The organism is Herbaspirillum sp. SJZ106, assembly GCF_006715495.1.
Classification (GTDB): domain Bacteria; phylum Pseudomonadota; class Gammaproteobacteria; order Burkholderiales; family Burkholderiaceae_D; genus Herbaspirillum.
This window is the reverse complement of sequence record NZ_VFNI01000001.1, coordinates 582109-598606: the sequence shown is the minus strand read 5'-3', so window position 1 is coordinate 598606 and position 16498 is coordinate 582109. Positions and strand designations below refer to the sequence as shown.

The following is a 16498-nucleotide window of genomic DNA, read 5'->3' as shown; positions in this document are numbered from 1 at the left end:
CCAGATCCCGGGGTACTCACACCTTCATGGGCAGGATCACCATCTGCAAGCCATCGAAATGCAGTCGCCGCTGCACCGCCAGCGCCGCCTGGTTGTGCAGCAGGCGGATGAACCAGTTGTCCTGCTCGAAGATCAGCTTGCTGGTGAAAAAGATGGCGTTGGGATACTCCTTGCTGATCTCATAGCAAAGCCGGGTCACTTCCTGCACGGCATCTGTGCCGAAACCGAGGCGGGATGTCGAAGCCAGGCCGTGGCTACGGCAGAAATCGACGAAGAACTGCAGCGTCGCATCGGCCTCGGCGCGCATTTGCTCGACCGCGCCTTCCCCGCCATAGGCATGCGAATCCACCGTGCGGGCGTTGACGAAGATGAAGTTCTTGAAATGCTCCGGGAACATGCGCTGCACCCACAACAGCGCATGCAAGCCGCCGCCGCGCGAGGTGCCGACGATGAATACCGCGGTCTGCCGGGACGGATCCGGCAGGATCTCCCCCTGGTGCGGGCCGAAGGGCTGGTTGGCGAAGATCTGGTCGACGGTGCGGATGGCCTGCTTGGTGGCGCGGTAATGGTTGCGGATATAGATGCATAGCGCCGACATGGCGGCGATGATCACCGCCGTGGCCCAACCGCCGTCGAACAATTTTTCCACCACCAGCACGCACAGGATGGCGGCGCAGATCACGAAACCGGCCAGGGACAGCAGGAAGCGCCGCTTCCAGTGGTCGAGTTGCCGGCGGCGGCGCCACCAGTAGCGGCACAGGCCGAACAGCGAAATGGCGAAGGTCAGGAACACCGAGATCGAATACAGCACGATCAGGAGCGTCACGCTGCCCTGCGTCCAGAACAGGATCACCAGCGCCGCCACGCCCATCACCAGGATGCCGTTCTGCGTCACCAGCCGCGTGGAGAGATAGCGGAATTTGTGCGGCACCCAGGAATCGGCCGCCATATTGGACAGCACTGCCGGCCCGCCCAGGAAACCGGTATTGGCCGCCACGAACAGCAGCCCGGCCTCAAACGCCAGCACCACCATCAGCATCAGGTCGTTGACCCATTTGGCCTCGATGCCGAGGCTGCCGATGATGATGCGGAAGGTCGAGGCATTGAGGGTCTGGCCGTCCACATGGCGGGCGTCCCACAGCAGGTAGAGCAGGAAGATGCCGCCGGCGGTGAAGGCCAGCGACAAGGCCATGTAGATCATGGTCACCTTGCCGGTGCGCACGCGCGGCTCGGCCAGCATGTTGACGTTGTTGGAGACCGCCTCCAGCCCGGTATAGGTGCCGCCGCCCTGCGAATAGGCCAGCAGCAGCATGGCCGCCACGCCCGACCAGCCGATGTGCTGGGCCAGCTCGCCGGTATCGGCCAGCGTGTCGGGAACCAGCGAAGGGAAATGCCCGGCATGCGCGAAGATGCCGTACAGGATCAGCAGCAGGTGCGTCGCCACGAAACCGAGGAAGATCGGCAGCAGCACCCGGATCGCCTCCTTCAGGCCGCGCAGGTTGAGCACGATCAGGATACCGATGCAGACGGCCTCCACCCACAGCTTGTACGGCTGGAAACCCAGCGGCAGCATGGATGCCAGCGCATCGACGCCGGAAGCGATCGAAATGGCGATGGTCAACACATAATCGAGGATCAGCGCCACCCCCGACACCAGGCCGAGATAAGGCCCCACCAGCTTGGTGGCGACGCGATAGCCGCCGCCCCCGGTCGGGAACAGTTCGATCACCTGGTTATAGGCCAGCGCGATAATGAACACGGTCAGCGCGGTAGCGAGCGCCAGATAGAGGCCGAGATGGGTATGCTCGCCCAATGCCCGGAAACTCTCCTCGGGCCCGTAGGCGGAAGACGACAACCCGTCCGCCCCCAGCCCGACCCACGCCAGGAAAGCCACCAGCGCCAGCGAATGGCGGGTTTCGCTCTTGAGAGGGTCGAGCGCTTTCCCGATCACTATTTCACGAATCTTCAACGGCTTCATTACTTGAGGCTGGCGATGCGAAACCGCACCGCCTTGTATTTCTCCAACCCGCCATGATACCCGCTTCCGGTTTTGGGGACTTGCCGGCCAATTCAAAATCCGTCATAATCTCGCGCTTGCGTTGCCGGGATGGCGGAATAGGTAGACGCACGGGACTCAAAATCCCGCGCCGCAAGGCGTGCCGGTTCGATTCCGGCTCCCGGCACCACTTATAGAATAAGGCTCTCAGGATTGAGGGCCTTTTTTATTGTTTTCCGTAAACCGTGATGTACGCCACAAAAACCGGAAACAAGTCGTTGCCAATAAAAGAAAAAAACACGCATCAGTCAAAGATGCAAATGACGACAGGCCATGACTTCGCGGGTCAAGGATGACCTTTCGAAAGTGTTGCTCGAAAAGTAGCCGCCCCTCTTGGCTGATATTCCCTTTCTCCTGCCTCAAATATAAGTTCCATTTCCCAGGACATATCTAGACAGCCCATTTCCCGTTGCTATATATTCTCACCATCACAACCGGACGGCATGCGCATCCACAATGCAAGCCCAGCAAACCGGAAAACAATATCGGGGGAAGTACACAATGCCAAACAATCAGGCACTTTATCGGGTGTTTTCTACTGATTCACCGCTTCTTCTCTGCTTTACTTACCCTCCTTGCTCATTGAGCGCCGCGCGCCTGTGATCACAGCGCTTCCAACACTGAGAATTACCTAAACAATTCATTTTCGACATGACTGGAGTCGTGCCGCCCGGCATCGCTCTGTCTTGTCGGTTTTCAAGGTTGCCACGCAGCTTCCCCCCACTCCAACAAAAAAGGAAAAAACCAATGTTCAAGAGGCCGATCATCGCCGTTACAGCACTTATCGCAGCATCGATACTGGCTGGATGTGCAACAGAAAGTTCGCGCAGTTTGCCGGTAGCGCAGGTCAACAGTGCTGCGCAACCCTACCAAGGCGCGCGCAGCCCGATCTCTGTGGGCAAGTTCGACAACCGCTCGAGCTATATGCGCGGCCTGTTTACCGACAACGTCGATCGTCTCGGTGGCCAAGCCAAGACCATCCTGATCACGCATCTGCAACAAAGCAATCGATTTAGCGTCATGGATCGCGACAACATGGCTGAACTGGCGCAGGAAGCCAAACTGAACAAGCAGGCACAGGACATCAAAGGCGCCAATTTCGTCGTCACCGGCGATGTCACTGAATTCGGCCGCAAGGAGGTGGGAGACCGCCAGCTGTTCGGCATCCTCGGCCGCGGCAAGTCGCAAATCGCCTATGCCAAGGTCAATCTCAATATCGTCAACGTGAACACCTCGCAAGTGGTTTATTCGGTGCAGGGCGCGGGCGAATACAGTCTGGATAACCGGGAAATCATCGGCTTTGGCGGCACCGCGAGCTACGACTCTACCCTCAACGGCAAAGTGCTCGACCTGGCCATCCGCGAAGCGGTCAACAACCTGGTCACCGGCATCGATTCCGGCGCCTGGAAACCACAATAAAAACCAACAGCAGCAACCGCACTCGTCAACCAACAAGAAAACAGTATGAAAAAATATCTTGCAACAAGCCTGGCGGCCGGTTTGGCCATCATGCTGACCGGTTGTGCCAACCAGCACAAGTCGCTGTATGGATGGGGCAACTATCAACAGCAGGTCTATGCCCACTTCAAGTCCGAAGGCGACGGCAACGAGCAGCAGATCGCAGCACTGGAAGAAAGCCTGCAAAAAATTCGCGCCAAGGGCGAAGCCGTCCCACCGGGATACCACGCCCATCTGGGCATGCTCTATGCCGCCATCGGCAAGGAAGATCAACTGGTGCAGGAACTCGAAACCGAAAAGACGCTGTTTCCTGAATCAACCCCATACATGGATTTCCTGATGCGCAATTACAAAAAAGGAGTAGCGAAATGATGCCCGGAAAATTCAAGGCAGCAGCCGCTGCCCTGCTGCTCGCAGTGCTGGCGAGCGGTTGCGCCACCCAGCAAAAGCCTTACGATTATGCCGAATTCAAGCAGGCGCGCCCGGCCTCCATCCTGGTGCTGCCGCCGCTGAACAGCTCGCCTGAGGTGGCTGCCAGCTACGGCATGATGTCCCAGGTCACCTACCCCTTGGCTGAGTCCGGCTACTATGTGATCCCGGTGTCGCTGGCGGCAGAAACATTCAAGCAAAACGGCTTGAGCAATCCCGCCGACATACATGACCTGCCCCCGCCCAAGCTGCGCCAGATCTTTGGCGCGGACTCAGCCCTGTACATCAATGTCAAGGACTATGGCACCTCTTACAAAGTAGTCAGCAGCGCAACCGTGGTGTCGGCCGATGCCAAGTTGCTCGACCTGCGTTCCGGCAAGGTGCTGTGGGAAGGGTCGGCCTCCGCATCCTCTGCCGAAAGCCAGCAAAATCAAAATGGCCTGATCGGCATACTGGTCTCGGCGGTGGTCAACCAGATCATCGGAACAATGAGCGATGCCAGCTTCAACATGGCAGGCATCGCCAGCCAGCGCCTGCTGATGGCCGGCCATAAAAACGGCATGCTTTACGGCCCTCGTTCACCTCAATATGAAAAAGACTGAGGAAAACGATTTGCGGGCATGCAGTGCCATATGACGCAATTTCTCCCCAAAAAAAACGCCGCGAAATCATCCGCGGCGTTTTTTTCGTCAACCTACTCCTGTTTTCGACGGCACGATTACTGCACTCACGCCTCTCCCAGGTTGTACTTCTTGATCTTGTCGTAAAGCGTCTTCTTGGGAATGCCCAGGTGCTGCGCCGCCAGCGCCACGCTGCCGCCGGTTTCCCTGAGCGCGAAGGCGATCATCCCGGCTTCGAAATTCTCGACCTGCTGCGGCAATGAAATGCCTTCCGGCGGCGCTTCCCGCTCCGGTCCCGCTTCGCTCACCCCCAGCACCCAGCGATCGGCGAAATTGCGCAGCTCGCGCACATTGCCCGGCCACTCGCGCTGCTGCCATTGCTGCATCTGCGCCGCGCTCCAGGGCGGCACGTCGCGCCGGTAGCGCACGGCTGCGGCCTGGCAGAAGTGCGCCAGCAGCAAGGGGATGTCGCTGCCGCGCTGGTTCAGCGTGGGCAGGTCGATGGCGACCACGCCGATGCGGTAGTACAGGTCTTCGCGGAACTCGCCGCGCGCGCTCATTTGCAGCAGGTCGGCCTTGCTGGCGGCCACCACGCGGCAGTCGATCGTCACCGACTCGTTGCCGCCCAGGCGTTCCAGCCGGCGCTCCTGCAGCACGCGCAGCAGCTTGACCTGCATGGCCAGCGGCATGCTTTCGATTTCGTCCAGGAACAGCGTGCCGCCGTTGGCGTATTCGAGCTTGCCGATGCGGCGTTTCTGCGCGCCGGTGAAGGCGCCGGCCTCGTGGCCGAAGATCTCGCTTTCGAAGACGCTCTCCGGCAGCGCGCCGCAGTTGAGCGCCACAAACGGCCCCTTGCGGCCGCTGGCCGCGTGCAGTTGGCGCGCCACCACTTCCTTGCCGGTGCCGGTCTGGCCGTTGATCAGCACATCGACATCGGCCGGCCCGAGGCTGCCAATCAGCGTGCGCACGCGTTCGATGGCCGGCGATTGCCCCACCAGCGGCGGCAGTTCGGGATGGCGGGCCCAGGCTTCGCGCAGCTTGCGGTTTTCCAGCACCAGGCGGCGCTTTTCCTGCGCGCGCGCCGCCACTTCCAGCAGGCGGTCGGAGGCGAACGGTTTTTCGATGAAGTCGTAGGCGCCGGCGCGCATCGCATCCACCGCCGTGCCGATGTCTCCATGGCCGGTGACGACGATCACCGGAATGTCGGCATCGACGCCCACCGCATGCTCCAGCAGCGCCAGCCCGGACATCCCCGGCAAGCGCACATCGGTCACCAGGATGCCGTTGAAGTCGCGCGTGAGCAGCGGCAGGGCTTCTTCCGCACTGGCCCAGGCGCTGACCGAAAAGCCGCCCAATTCCAGCGTCTGCGCGGTGGCGCGGCGCACCGCCTGTTCATCCTCGACCAGGATGGCGGCGCCGTTGTTGGTGTTGTCGGCGTTATTGGTGTCGTCGGTGTTTGGATGCATGGTGTCAGCCGTTGTTTTGCAGCGGCAGGCGCACGATGAATTCGGCTCCGCCCTGCTCATGATTATGCGCGGCGAGCTGGCCGTTCATCGCCTGCACGATGGACGAGGAAATCGCCAGTCCCAGGCCCAGCCCCTTGCTGGACGATTTGGTGGTAAAGAAAGGCTCGAACAGGTGCGGCGCTACCTCATCGGGAATGCCCGCGCCCGAGTCGCGGATGCGCACCACGGCCTGCCCGTCCTCAACATCCAGGCTCACGCAAACCTGCTTGCGCGGCGCGTCTTCGATCGCATCCAGCGCATTGCGCAACAGGTTGATCAGGACCTGCTCGGTGCGTACCCCGTCGCCGGTGATGCTGGCCGGCTGGCGGATGTCGATGGCGATGTCCGCGCCGTGGTGCTGGAACTCGCTGCCCAGCAACAGCACCGCCGCCTCGATCGCGCGGCGCAAGTCCACCGTTGCCACCAGGTCGCCGCTCTTGCGGGCGAAGCCCTTCAGTTGGGCGATGATCTTGCCCATGTGGGCGCTGGCGCTGCTGATGTGTTCCAGGTTTTCCGCCGCCTGCGCGGTCTGGCCGCGCGCCAGGAACTTCACCGAATTGTCGGCGAAGGCGCGGATGGCCGCCAGCGGCTGGTTCAGCTCGTGCGTCACGCCGGCGGCCATCTGGCCCAGCATGGCCAGCTTGCCGGCCTGCACCAGCTCGTTCTGGGTGGTGCGCAAAAGCGTTTCGGTCTGTTGCAGTTTGTCGTACTTGGCGGCGATGGCCTGGTTGGCGGCGGTCAATTCACGGGTGCGCTGGGCGATGCGTAAATCCAGTTCCGCTGCCGCGCGCCGCAGGGCATCGCGCGACTCCAGCCGCTCCTGCACGCGGCGCCGGTGCTGGTACCAGGCCAGCAGCGAAATCGCCAGCGCCGCCATGAACAAGGCCGCGGCCAGCGTCGCCAGCGTGGCCGAGCGCACCACGCGCGCCCGCGACGGGTACAGCATCAGTTCCCATCCGAGCTTGGAAACGGGCCGCGCCACATGTTCGCCGAAACCGCGCTGCAAGGCCTTGGGCAAGGTGGTCACCGGCGCGATGGGCAGGTCGGCGTACTGGTGCGTGCCTTCCAGCTCACGCTGCATGGGCGCGCTCAGCGGTCTGAGGCTGTGGTATTTCCACTCCGCACGGTTGCTGAGGAAGACTACGCCGCTAGCGTCGGTCAGGGCGATCGGGTCGTCGCTGCTACTCCAGGTGTGTTCGAATTCGGCCAGGTCGACCTTGACCACCATCACGCCGATCGGCGCATCGCCCGAGACCTGGTCCTGGCTGCGGTAGATCGGTTGCGCAATGAAGTAGCCCGGTTCGCTGGAGATGTTGCCGATGCCGTAGAAACGCCCCGCCCTGCCTTGCACGGCCTCGCGGAAATAGGGACGGAAACCGAAATCGCGGCCGACGAAACTGAATTCCTCGTCCCAGTTGCTGGAGGCCAGCGTCATGCCGGCGGCATTGAGCATGAAGATATGCACGGCGCGAGACTGGCGCTGGATGATCTTGAAGGCGCGGTTGAGCCGGTCGACTGCGGCGGCGTCCTCGGGGTGCTGCAGCACCCGGCGCACGTCGGCCTGGAAACCGAGCGCGAATGGCAGGGTTTCGTATTTCTGCAGGATGGATTCCAGGTCCATGGCCACGATCTGCAACTGCGCCGAGCCCAGGCTGTTTTGATCGGCAGTGGCCTTGCGCAGGCTGAGCTGGTAGGTGACGCCGCATACGGCCAGTGTTGCCGCGATGAAAGCGAGGAACAGCAGCAGGTTTCTTCTGGCTCTCATGCGCTCGTGTGGTGGGAAGATGATACGGCCGGATGTCCGCCGGTGTATGGGCTCCGGATACGACGCGGCGCCTGAAAAGGCGCCGCGTCCAGCCATGGTTTTCCGTAATGATAACGCGGATGAAGCCGGCCTTGCCGCATCCGCGCTGCCCCGGGGATCAGGCCGGCTTATGCGCCTTGGCGCCGCCAGCAACCGCGCCGGTATCGCCGGCGCCGTCATCGACGTGTACGTCATCATGCAAATGGCCGTCGCGTTGCGGATCAGGCATGCGCAGGGACACGATCAGCGCCACCAGGCACATGGCGGACACGTACCAGTAGAACGCCGACTCCATGCCGGCAGACTTCAGCGACAGCGCCACGAATTCAGCCGAGCCGCCGAAGATGGCATTGCCCACCGCATACGACAGGCCCACGCCCAGCGCGCGCACCTCGGCCGGGAACATCTCGGCCTTGATCAGGCCGCCGATCGATGTGTAAAAGCTGACGATGGTCAGGGCCAGGATGGCCAAGCCGAACGCTGCGTACGGACTGGATACGTCTTTCAGGAAATGCAGGATGGGGAAGGTGCACACCATGCCCAGGAAGGCGAAACACAGCATCGAATTGCGGCGGCCGATCTTGTCCGAGATGGCGCCGAAAATCGGCTGCAGGATCATGTACACGAACAATGCGCCGGTCATCACGCCATTGACCACCTTGGGGTCCATGCCGGCGGTGTTGACCAGGTATTTCTGCATGTAGGTGGTGAAGGTATAGAACATCAGCGAGCCGCCGGCGGTGAAGCCGACCACGTTGATAAAGGCGCGCTTGTGCTGCAGCAAGCCCTTGAGGGTGCCGGCATCCTTTTTCTTGCGCACATCTGCCGAGGCAGTCTCGGCCAGCGAGCTGCGCAGGTACATCGCCACCAGCGCCCCCAGGGCGCCCAGCACGAACGGCACGCGCCAGCCCCAGGCCATCAGCTCTTCCTTGCTCAGCCACTGCTGCATGCCGAACAACACCAGCACCGCCAGCAGTTGTCCGCCGATCAGCGTCACATACTGGAAAGAAGCGAAGAAACCGCGGCGGCCGTTGGGCGCCACTTCACTCATGTAGGTGGCCGAGGTACCGTACTCGCCGCCGACCGAAAGCCCCTGGAACAGGCGCGCCACCAACAGCAGCGCCGGCGCCCAGGCGCCGATGGCGGCGTAGGTCGGCATCACCGCCACGGCCAGCGAGCCGCCGCACATCATCAGCACCGAAATCAGCATGGACGTCTTGCGGCCATGCTTGTCGGCGATGCGGCCGAACAGCCAGCCGCCGATCGGGCGCATCAGGAAGCCGGCGGCGAACACGCCGGCAGTATTCAACAATTGCGAAGTCGGATCGCCCTTGGGGAAGAAGGCCGGCGCGAAATAGATCGCGCAGAAGGAATAGACGTAGAAGTCGAACCATTCGACCAGGTTGCCTGATGACGCGCCGAGGATGGCGAAGATGCGCTTGCGGTATTCCGCCGGGCTCAATTGCTGTTTGCCGCTCATGGAGATCTCCTGTTGTCGCCGCCCCTTCCTGTCTGGTGCGACGCGTTGTGTATGCCCTCGCCCCATCCGGCGCCGGATGGCCGGAGCGGATGCGTTGTCGAGGGCGGTGAAATGGGAGATAGACGCGACGCCAATGCGCGTGCGAAAGAATGGCCTGCATCGTGTCTGCCTCCGCCTGCTTTGTCGATGTATTGCAGGCTTCGTGCCAGAGGGAGGCCGGCTTGGGCGGCTTGTTAAGCCTCTGTTTTCAAAGGATTTTCCCGAAAAGAAATCTCACCGCGGCGCAACAATCGTGCGGATGTCCGGAATGCCGCAATGCGGCATTTGCGGGATTCCATCCAGCTGCATTGCAGAGACTGCGGACTCGGAACGAGGACAGCAGCCATCGGAGCAAAAAAAGAAAAACGGCGCATGTCTTTCGACATGCGCCGTTTTTCCGGTACCGCTGTTTGCCTGTGCGGCTACCGGTCAACGCTCCGACAACGCGTCCATCACGCACAGCGCCGTCATGTTGATGATGCGGCGAACCGTTGCCGACGGCGTCAGGATATGGACCGGCTTGGCGCAACCCAGCAGGATGGGGCCGATCGCCACGCCGTTGCCCGATGCGGTCTTCAACAAGTTGTAGGCGATGTTGGCCGCGTCGATATTGGGCATGACCAGCAGGTTGGCGTCGCCCTTCAACGGCGAGTCGGGGATCACGGCGTTGAGCAGCTTGCTGTCGAGCGCGGTGTCGCCATGCATTTCGCCGTCCACTTCCAGGTCCGGCGCCATTTCACGGAGGATCGCCAGCGCCTCGCGCATCTTGCGGGCCGATTCGCTGTTGCTGGAACCGAAGTTCGAATGCGACAGCAGCGCAGCGCGCGGATGCAGGCCGAAGCGGCGCATTTCCTCGGCGGCCAGGATGGTGATCTCGGCCAGCTCGTGCGCGTTCGGGTTCTCGTTGACGTGGGTGTCGACCAGCACCAGCTGGCGGTTCGGCAGGATCACGGCGTTCATCGCCGCGTACACGTTCACGCCTTCGCGCTTGCCCAGCACCTGGTCGATGTAGTGCAGGTGCAGCTGGGTGGTGCCGTAGGTGCCGCAGATCATGCCGTCGGCGTCGCCCTTGTGGATCGCCATGGAACCGATCAGGGTGTGGCGGCGGCGCATTTCCAGCTTGGCGTACTGCTCGGTGACGCCCTTGCGGCGCGACATTTCCAGGAAAGTCTGCCAGTAGTCGCGATAGCGGTTGTCAAAGTTAGGGTTGATGACTTCGAAGTCAGCGCCCGGACGCAGGCGCAGGCCGAATTTCTTGATGCGCTGTTCCAGCACTTCCGGGCGGCCCACCAGGATCGGCTTGGCCAGGTTTTCGTCGACGATCACCTGCACCGCGCGCAGCACGCGCTCTTCTTCGCCTTCGGCGTAGACAATGCGCTTCTTGGCTTCGGCGGCCTTCTTGGCGACCTGGAAGATCGGGCGCATGAAAGTGCCGCTGTGGTAGACGAACTGCTCCAGCTTCTCGACGTAGGCATTCATGTCCTGGATCGGACGGGCGGCCACGCCGGAAGTCTCGGCCGCGCGCGCGACGGCCGGCGCGATCTTGATCATCAGGCGCGGGTCGAACGGCTTGGGAATGATGTATTCCGGGCCGAAGGACAGGTTGGTCACGCCGTAGGTGGCGGCCACGATGTCGGACTGCTCGGCCTGCGCCAGCTCGGCGATGGCGTGCACGGTGGCGATTTCCATCTCGCGGGTGATGGTGGTCGCGCCCGAATCCAGCGCGCCGCGGAAGATGTACGGGAAGCACAGCACGTTGTTGACCTGGTTCGGATAGTCCGAACGGCCGGTGGCGATGATGGCGTCGTCGCGCACGGCCTTGACGTCTTCCGGCAGGATTTCCGGGGTCGGGTTGGCCAGCGCCAGCACCAGCGGACGCGGCGCCATCTGCTTGACCATGTCCTGCTTCAACACGCCGGCGGCGGACAGGCCCAGGAAAATGTCGGCATTGGGGATGACTTCGGCCAGGGTGCGGGCGTCGGTTTCGCGGGCGAAACGCTCCTTGTCCGGATCCATCAGTTCGGTGCGGCCCTTGTAGACCACGCCGGCCAGGTCGGTGACGTAGATGTTCTCGATCGGGAAGCCGAGGTCGACGATCAGGTCCAGGCAGGCCAGCGCGGCCGCGCCGGCGCCGGAGACCACCAGCTTGACTTCCTTGATGTTCTTGCCGACCACCTTCAGGCCGTTGAGGATGGCCGCGCCGACGATGATGGCGGTGCCGTGCTGGTCATCGTGGAAGACCGGGATCTTCATCCGCTCGCGCAGCTTGCGCTCGATGTAGAAGCACTCCGGCGCCTTGATGTCTTCCAGGTTGATGCCGCCGAAGGTAGGCTCCAGGGCGGCGATCACGTCGATCAGCTTGTCCGGGTCATTTTCATTGACTTCGATGTCGAACACATCGATGCCGGCGAACTTCTTGAACAGCACGCCCTTGCCTTCCATCACCGGCTTGGAAGCCAGCGGGCCGATGTTGCCCAGGCCCAGCACGGCGGTGCCGTTGCTGATGACGGCCACCAGGTTGCCGCGGGCGGTGTATTTGAATGCGTTGGCCGGGTCGGCCACGATTTCTTCGCAAGCCGCGGCCACGCCGGGAGAATACGCCAGGGAGAGATCACGCTGGTTGGTCAGCAGCTTGGTGGGAGTGACGCTGATCTTGCCCGGTGTCGGAAACTCGTGGTACTCCAGCGCTGCCTGACGAAGTTGCTGACGCACTTCTTCTTTCTTACTGATCATCGAATCCATAACTCTGTATTCTCTATGTTGACTTGCGAAGACCGTCGATTCTAGCAGAGGTCGGCCTTCAATCATAGGCCGCCGATTTCATGCTGCCCCGCGCAAAGCCAGTCCGGAACAGGCTTTGCGGCGTTTCATCGGCGGCGCGTGATGTCCGCGAACATGCCCCTTCGCGGTGCAGTTGACGTCTGTTAGTGACGCGATAGGCACACGTTGGGCGCAGCTTGGCAATGGCGAATCAATGGCGAATCTTTACTCGCCTGCGCCGGCCGGGAACGTCCTTGTGGAAAGTCCTTAGCGGCTGGCGGCGCTGGCCGGCAAGGCTTTTGGCCCCACCGCAGCGGTGCGTAGGAATGGAGGCGATGCGCTGGCGCCCTGCCTCCTGCCCTGCCCGCCCTCTTCCCGGCGTCGCTTTGCGTCGCCGCCGCCAAATGCCGGGGCGCATGGACAACGCGCCCTTTCAGTGCATTCGCTGCAGCGCAACATCCGATTCCCCGTTCTATCGGGCGTATTAATGGTCATAGCGGCGAACGCCGATATTGTCCTCCAGAAGCGATGACAGATTAGTTACAATCGCCTCATGCTCTCCGAATTCGAACTTATTGCGCGCTATTTCAGCCGCCCGCTTGCTCCCGACAGTCGCACGGCGCTCGGGGTCGGCGACGATTGCGCGCTGATGACGCCGGCGCCGGGCATGCAACTGGCCATCTCCAGCGACATGCTGGTATCCGGCCGCCATTTCTTCCCCGATGCCGATCCGCTGGCGCTGGGCCACAAATGCCTGGCGGTGAACCTGTCCGACCTGGCCGCGATGGGCGCCAAGCCGATCGCCTTCACCCTGGCGCTGGCCCTGCCCGCAGCCGATCCCGAATGGCTGGAGCCGTTCGCCAACGGCATGCTGGCGCTGGCCGACCGCCACGGCTGCGAACTGATCGGCGGCGACACCACCAAGGGGCCGCTGACCATCAGCATCACAGTGTTCGGCGAAGTGCCGCCGCAACAGGCGCTGCGGCGCGATGCTGCCCGCGCCGGCGACGACATCTGGGTTTCCGGCTCGCTGGGCGACGCGCGCCTGGCGCTGGCCGGCTACCGCAACGAACTTGCGCTGTCCGACCAAGAACTGCTGCAGGCGGCGCCGCGCATGCATGAGCCCATGCCGCGCGTGGAACTGGGCATCGCGCTGCGCGGCATCGCGCACGCCGCCATCGACGTCTCCGATGGCCTGGCCGGCGACCTCGGCCACATCCTGCAACGCTCCAACCTCGGCGCCACGCTGGACGTAGACGCCCTGCCGCCCGGCAATGTGCTGCAGCAGCGCGAGCTTGAACTGCGGCGCCGCTTCACGCTCAGCGGCGGCGACGACTACGAACTCTGCTTCACCGCCCCGGTGCGCCTGCGCCAGGCCGTGCAAAAGGCCGCACATGCGGCCGGCGTCGAAATCGCCCGCGTGGGCACGATGGAGCATGCCCCCGGCCTGCGCCTCGTCGATGCCGGCGGCGAACCGCTACAGCTGGAGCTCGGCTCCTTCGATCATTTCCGCTCATGAACCCAGACCTTTCCTCCCCGTCCGCCCCGCCCGCCGCTGCGCCGGCCAACAAGAAACGCCGCGCCAACGCCCAATTCATGCTGGCCCATCCGGCGCACTGGATCGCGCAGGGCTTCGGCAGCGGCCTCTCGCCCATCATGCCGGGCACCGCCGGCACGCTGCTGGCCTGGCTCTCCTATAACGTGCTTTCCGCACGCTGGCCGCATGTGTTTACCGCCGCCAACTGGCTGGCCATCATCGTGGCCGGCTTCGTGATCGGCATCTGGGCCTGCCATCGCACCGGACGCGCGCTCAACTCGCCCGATGACGGCAGCATGGTGTGGGACGAGATCATCGCCTTCTGGCTGGTGCTGGTGCTGGTGACGCCGGCCGGCTTCAAGGTGCAGCTGGCGGCGTTTGTCGTGTTCCGCTTCTTCGACATGGTCAAGCCGCCGCCGATCGCCTGGTTCGACCGCCGCTTCAAGGGCGGCTTCGGCGTGATGTGGGACGACATCGTGGCGGCCTTCTATACGCTGCTGGTATTCGCCTTCTGGCGCGTCTACGCCTGATCTGCCCAACGCCGTCGAGATTCCGGTTCAAGAATCGCGAAGACGGGAGTATCCTGTTGCTGCATGCACATGATCAACCGACCGCGGCCGTTGGAAGCGGCCGACGGTACAGCCAAGGATGACACTCATGGACACCACGATTGACTTAGCCGCCCGCGTAGGCCAGGCCTTGAAGGCCAAGAACCTGCTGTTAGCCACCGCCGAATCGTGTACCGGAGGCGGCATCGCGCACGCCATCACGGAAATCGCCGGCTCCTCCGAATGGTTCGACTGCGGCTTCGTGACCTATTCCAACGCTTCCAAGAACGAGCTGCTGGACATTCCCGAAGCCATGATCGCGCTGCATGGCGCGGTCAGCGAAGAGATCGCCGGCGCCATGGCTGAAAGCGCGGTCGCCAACAGCAACTCCGATGTGGCCGTCTCCACCACCGGCATCGCCGGCCCTGGCGGCGCGGTGCCGGGCAAGCCGGTGGGCACCGTCTGCTTCGGCTGGCGGGTGGGCGACAAGACCTATACAGAGCGCCTGGTGTTTGCGGGCGACCGGCAAGCCGTGCGCGAACAGACCGTCATCCATTCGCTCAAGGGCTTGCTCAAGCTGCTGGCCGACTGAACCGCTTCTCCCAAAACAAACAGGCCGCGCTTGCATTGGCAGCGCGGCCTGTTTGTTTTTGTTGGTTTTTGTTGCTTCCTGTCTTAGCGGTACTTGTTGATCGCGTCGCGCGTCTCCAGCGCCACGCGGCGCGCCGCCGCGGTGAAGTCCTCTCCCGCTTCCTGCTTGGCGTACAGGATCGCGCGCGAGGAATTGATCATCATGCCGGCGCCGGCCGCCGTCCTGCCGGCCTTGACCGTGGCCTCGACGTCGCCGCCCTGGGCGCCCACGCCCGGCACCAACAGCGGCATGTCGCCGATGATGGCGCGCACCTGCGCCAGCTCCTGCGGGAAGGTGGCGCCCACCACAAGGCCGCACTGGCCGTTGGTGTTCCATTTCTCGGCCACCAGGCGGGCCACGTGCTGGTACAGCGGCTTGCCGTCCACTTCCAGGAACTGCAGGTCGGAGCCGCCCGCGTTGGACGTGCGGCACAGCACGATCACGCCGCGATCCTTCCACTCCAGGTAAGGCGCCACCGAATCCCAGCCCATGTAGGGGCTGACGGTGACCACGTCGGCGTTGTAGCGCTCGAAGGCTTCGCGCGCGTACTGTTCGGCGGTGGCGCCGATGTCGCCGCGCTTGGCGTCCAGCACCAGCGGGATGTCGGGGTAATGGCGGCGGATGTAGGAGCAGATCCGCTCCAGCTGGTCTTCCGCGCCCAGCGCGGCAAAATAGGCGATCTGCGGCTTGAAGGCGCAGGCGGCGTCGGCGGTGGCGTCGACAATGGCGCGGCAGAATTCGAAAATCGCATCCGACTTGCCGCGCAATTCTTCGGGAATCTTCTTGACGTCGGGGTCCAGCCCGACGCACAGCAGGGAATTACGCGATTTCCACGCGCCGTTTAACTTGTCGATGAATGTCACGGTGGTGCCTTAATATGCAAAGATGCGCTATTGTACCGCTGGCACCGGAAAAACCTCGCTTTCTCCCGCTTTTTCAAGGCTTTTCGGGCCGGAAAAAGAGGAAAAAAGAAGGTTCCGCATGTGGCATTTCGGTTGCGCGTTTTATTTTTCTTACGAGGAACACAACATGAAAAAATGGTTTGCATGGCTGGCCACCGCTTTCCTGGCCCTGGCGCTGTCGGGTTGCGGCTATAACGACTTCCAGGCCAAGGACGAAGCCACCAAGGCCGCCTGGGGCGAAGTGGTCAACCAGTACCAGCGCCGCGCCGACCTGATTCCCAACCTCGTCAACACCGTCAAGGGCTATGCCGCGCACGAGAAAGACACGCTGGAAGCCGTGACCCAGGCGCGCGCCGCCGCCACCAGCTTCCAGATCACGCCCGAAGTGCTGAACAATCCGGAAGCCTTCGCCAAGTTCCAGCAGGTGCAGGGCCAGCTGTCGTCGGCACTGTCGCGCCTGATGGCGGTGTCGGAGAACTATCCGCAACTGAAGGCCGACACCAGCTTCCGCGACCTGCAGTCGCAACTGGAAGGCACCGAGAACCGCATCACCGTAGCCCGCCAGCGCTACATCGCCGCGGTCCAGGAATACAACATCCTGGCGCGCAGCTTCCCCAGCAACATCACCGCCAAGATCTTCGGCTATCCGGTCAAGCCGTCCTTCACGGTGGAAAACGAGAAGGCCATCTCGACCGCACCCACCGTCAACTTCGGCAAATAAACCTGAAT

Annotated in this window: 13 protein-coding genes and 1 tRNA gene; 8 read left to right on the top strand and 6 right to left on the bottom strand. The window is 62.7% G+C overall.

The genetic code is table 11. From position 1 onward, the window contains the following. Positions 1–16: 16 nt before the first annotated feature. Entirely contained in the window at positions 17–1978 is a 1962-nt protein-coding gene (locus FB598_RS02630; RefSeq protein WP_141912509.1) for an APC family permease, read from the bottom strand. Positions 1979–2101: 123 nt separating this feature from the next. On the opposite strand from FB598_RS02630, the gene FB598_RS02625 reads away from it, so the two are divergent. From FB598_RS02625 to FB598_RS02610, 4 genes are all read left to right on the top strand, one after another. Next, a tRNA-Leu gene (locus FB598_RS02625) sits at positions 2102–2186 on the top strand. A gap of 617 nt (positions 2187–2803) precedes the next feature. Next, positions 2804–3475, top strand: coding sequence for a CsgG/HfaB family protein (locus FB598_RS02620; protein WP_141913332.1), 672 nt, complete (start codon positions 2804–2806; stop codon positions 3473–3475). Positions 3476–3520: 45 nt separating this feature from the next. After that, entirely contained in the window at positions 3521–3886 is a 366-nt protein-coding gene (locus FB598_RS02615) for a DUF4810 domain-containing protein (protein WP_141912507.1), read from the top strand. Continuing rightward, a complete protein-coding gene (locus tag FB598_RS02610; RefSeq protein WP_141912504.1) occupies positions 3883–4545 on the top strand; it encodes a DUF799 domain-containing protein in 663 nt (220 codons plus the stop codon). Before FB598_RS02615 ends, FB598_RS02610 begins: the two co-directional genes overlap by 4 nt. A gap of 125 nt (positions 4546–4670) precedes the next feature. On the opposite strand, the gene FB598_RS02605 is transcribed toward FB598_RS02610, so the two are convergent. The 4 genes from FB598_RS02605 to FB598_RS02590 all read right to left on the bottom strand — a co-directional run bounded on the left by FB598_RS02605 (position 4671) and on the right by FB598_RS02590 (position 12133). Then, positions 4671–6029, bottom strand: a complete 1359-nt coding sequence (locus tag FB598_RS02605; protein WP_141912501.1) for a sigma-54 dependent transcriptional regulator — start codon at positions 6027–6029, stop codon at positions 4671–4673. Positions 6030–6033: 4 nt separating this feature from the next. Next, a complete protein-coding gene (locus FB598_RS02600; RefSeq protein WP_141912499.1) occupies positions 6034–7833 on the bottom strand; it encodes an ATP-binding protein in 1800 nt (599 codons plus the stop codon). A gap of 157 nt (positions 7834–7990) precedes the next feature. After that, positions 7991–9352, bottom strand: a complete 1362-nt coding sequence (locus FB598_RS02595) for an MFS family transporter (RefSeq protein ID WP_141912497.1) — start codon at positions 9350–9352, stop codon at positions 7991–7993. A gap of 468 nt (positions 9353–9820) precedes the next feature. After that, positions 9821–12133, bottom strand: coding sequence for an NADP-dependent malic enzyme (locus FB598_RS02590; protein ID WP_141912494.1), 2313 nt, complete (start codon positions 12131–12133; stop codon positions 9821–9823). Between the two features lie 571 nt (positions 12134–12704). Here FB598_RS02590 and thiL point away from each other — a divergent pair. From thiL to FB598_RS02575, 3 genes are all read left to right on the top strand, one after another. Continuing rightward, complete coding sequence (gene thiL / locus FB598_RS02585; protein WP_141912492.1) at positions 12705–13670, top strand: thiamine-phosphate kinase; 966 nt, start codon at positions 12705–12707, stop codon at positions 13668–13670. Then, complete coding sequence (locus tag FB598_RS02580; protein ID WP_141912490.1) at positions 13667–14218, top strand: phosphatidylglycerophosphatase A; 552 nt, start codon at positions 13667–13669, stop codon at positions 14216–14218. Before thiL ends, FB598_RS02580 begins: the two co-directional genes overlap by 4 nt. Positions 14219–14345: 127 nt before the next feature. Next, a complete protein-coding gene (locus FB598_RS02575; protein WP_141912488.1) occupies positions 14346–14828 on the top strand; it encodes a CinA family protein in 483 nt (160 codons plus the stop codon). An 83-nt stretch (positions 14829–14911) separates the two neighbouring features. Here FB598_RS02575 and pyrF read toward each other — a convergent pair whose 3' ends face one another. After that, the gene (pyrF, locus tag FB598_RS02570; RefSeq protein WP_141912485.1) at positions 14912–15730 is read right to left on the bottom strand and encodes an orotidine-5'-phosphate decarboxylase; all 819 of its coding nucleotides are present in this window, start codon (positions 15728–15730) and stop codon (positions 14912–14914) included. Positions 15731–15896: 166 nt separating this feature from the next. On the opposite strand from pyrF, the gene FB598_RS02565 reads away from it, so the two are divergent. Beyond that, a complete protein-coding gene (locus tag FB598_RS02565; RefSeq protein ID WP_141912483.1) occupies positions 15897–16490 on the top strand; it encodes a LemA family protein in 594 nt (197 codons plus the stop codon). Positions 16491–16498: the final 8 nt, after the last annotated feature.

Bases quoted from the DNA above. Each gene is read 5' to 3' on its own strand.
- FB598_RS02590 (WP_141912494.1), bottom strand. From the start codon at position 12,133: ATGGATTCGATGATCAGTAAGAAAGAAGAAGTGCGTCAGCAACTTCGT.
- FB598_RS02580 (WP_141912490.1), top strand. From the start codon at position 13,667: ATGAACCCAGACCTTTCCTCCCCGTCCGCCCCGCCCGCCGCTGCGCCG.
- FB598_RS02595 (WP_141912497.1), bottom strand. From the start codon at position 9,352: ATGAGCGGCAAACAGCAATTGAGCCCGGCGGAATACCGCAAGCGCATC.
- FB598_RS02575 (WP_141912488.1), top strand. From the start codon at position 14,346: ATGGACACCACGATTGACTTAGCCGCCCGCGTAGGCCAGGCCTTGAAG.
- FB598_RS02610 (WP_141912504.1), top strand. From the start codon at position 3,883: ATGATGCCCGGAAAATTCAAGGCAGCAGCCGCTGCCCTGCTGCTCGCA.
- FB598_RS02630 (WP_141912509.1), bottom strand. From the start codon at position 1,978: ATGAAGCCGTTGAAGATTCGTGAAATAGTGATCGGGAAAGCGCTCGAC.
- FB598_RS02565 (WP_141912483.1), top strand. From the start codon at position 15,897: ATGAAAAAATGGTTTGCATGGCTGGCCACCGCTTTCCTGGCCCTGGCG.
- FB598_RS02620 (WP_141913332.1), top strand. From the start codon at position 2,804: ATGTTCAAGAGGCCGATCATCGCCGTTACAGCACTTATCGCAGCATCG.
- FB598_RS02600 (WP_141912499.1), bottom strand. From the start codon at position 7,833: ATGAGAGCCAGAAGAAACCTGCTGCTGTTCCTCGCTTTCATCGCGGCA.
- FB598_RS02615 (WP_141912507.1), top strand. From the start codon at position 3,521: ATGAAAAAATATCTTGCAACAAGCCTGGCGGCCGGTTTGGCCATCATG.
- FB598_RS02605 (WP_141912501.1), bottom strand. From the start codon at position 6,029: ATGCATCCAAACACCGACGACACCAATAACGCCGACAACACCAACAAC.
- thiL (WP_141912492.1), top strand. From the start codon at position 12,705: ATGCTCTCCGAATTCGAACTTATTGCGCGCTATTTCAGCCGCCCGCTT.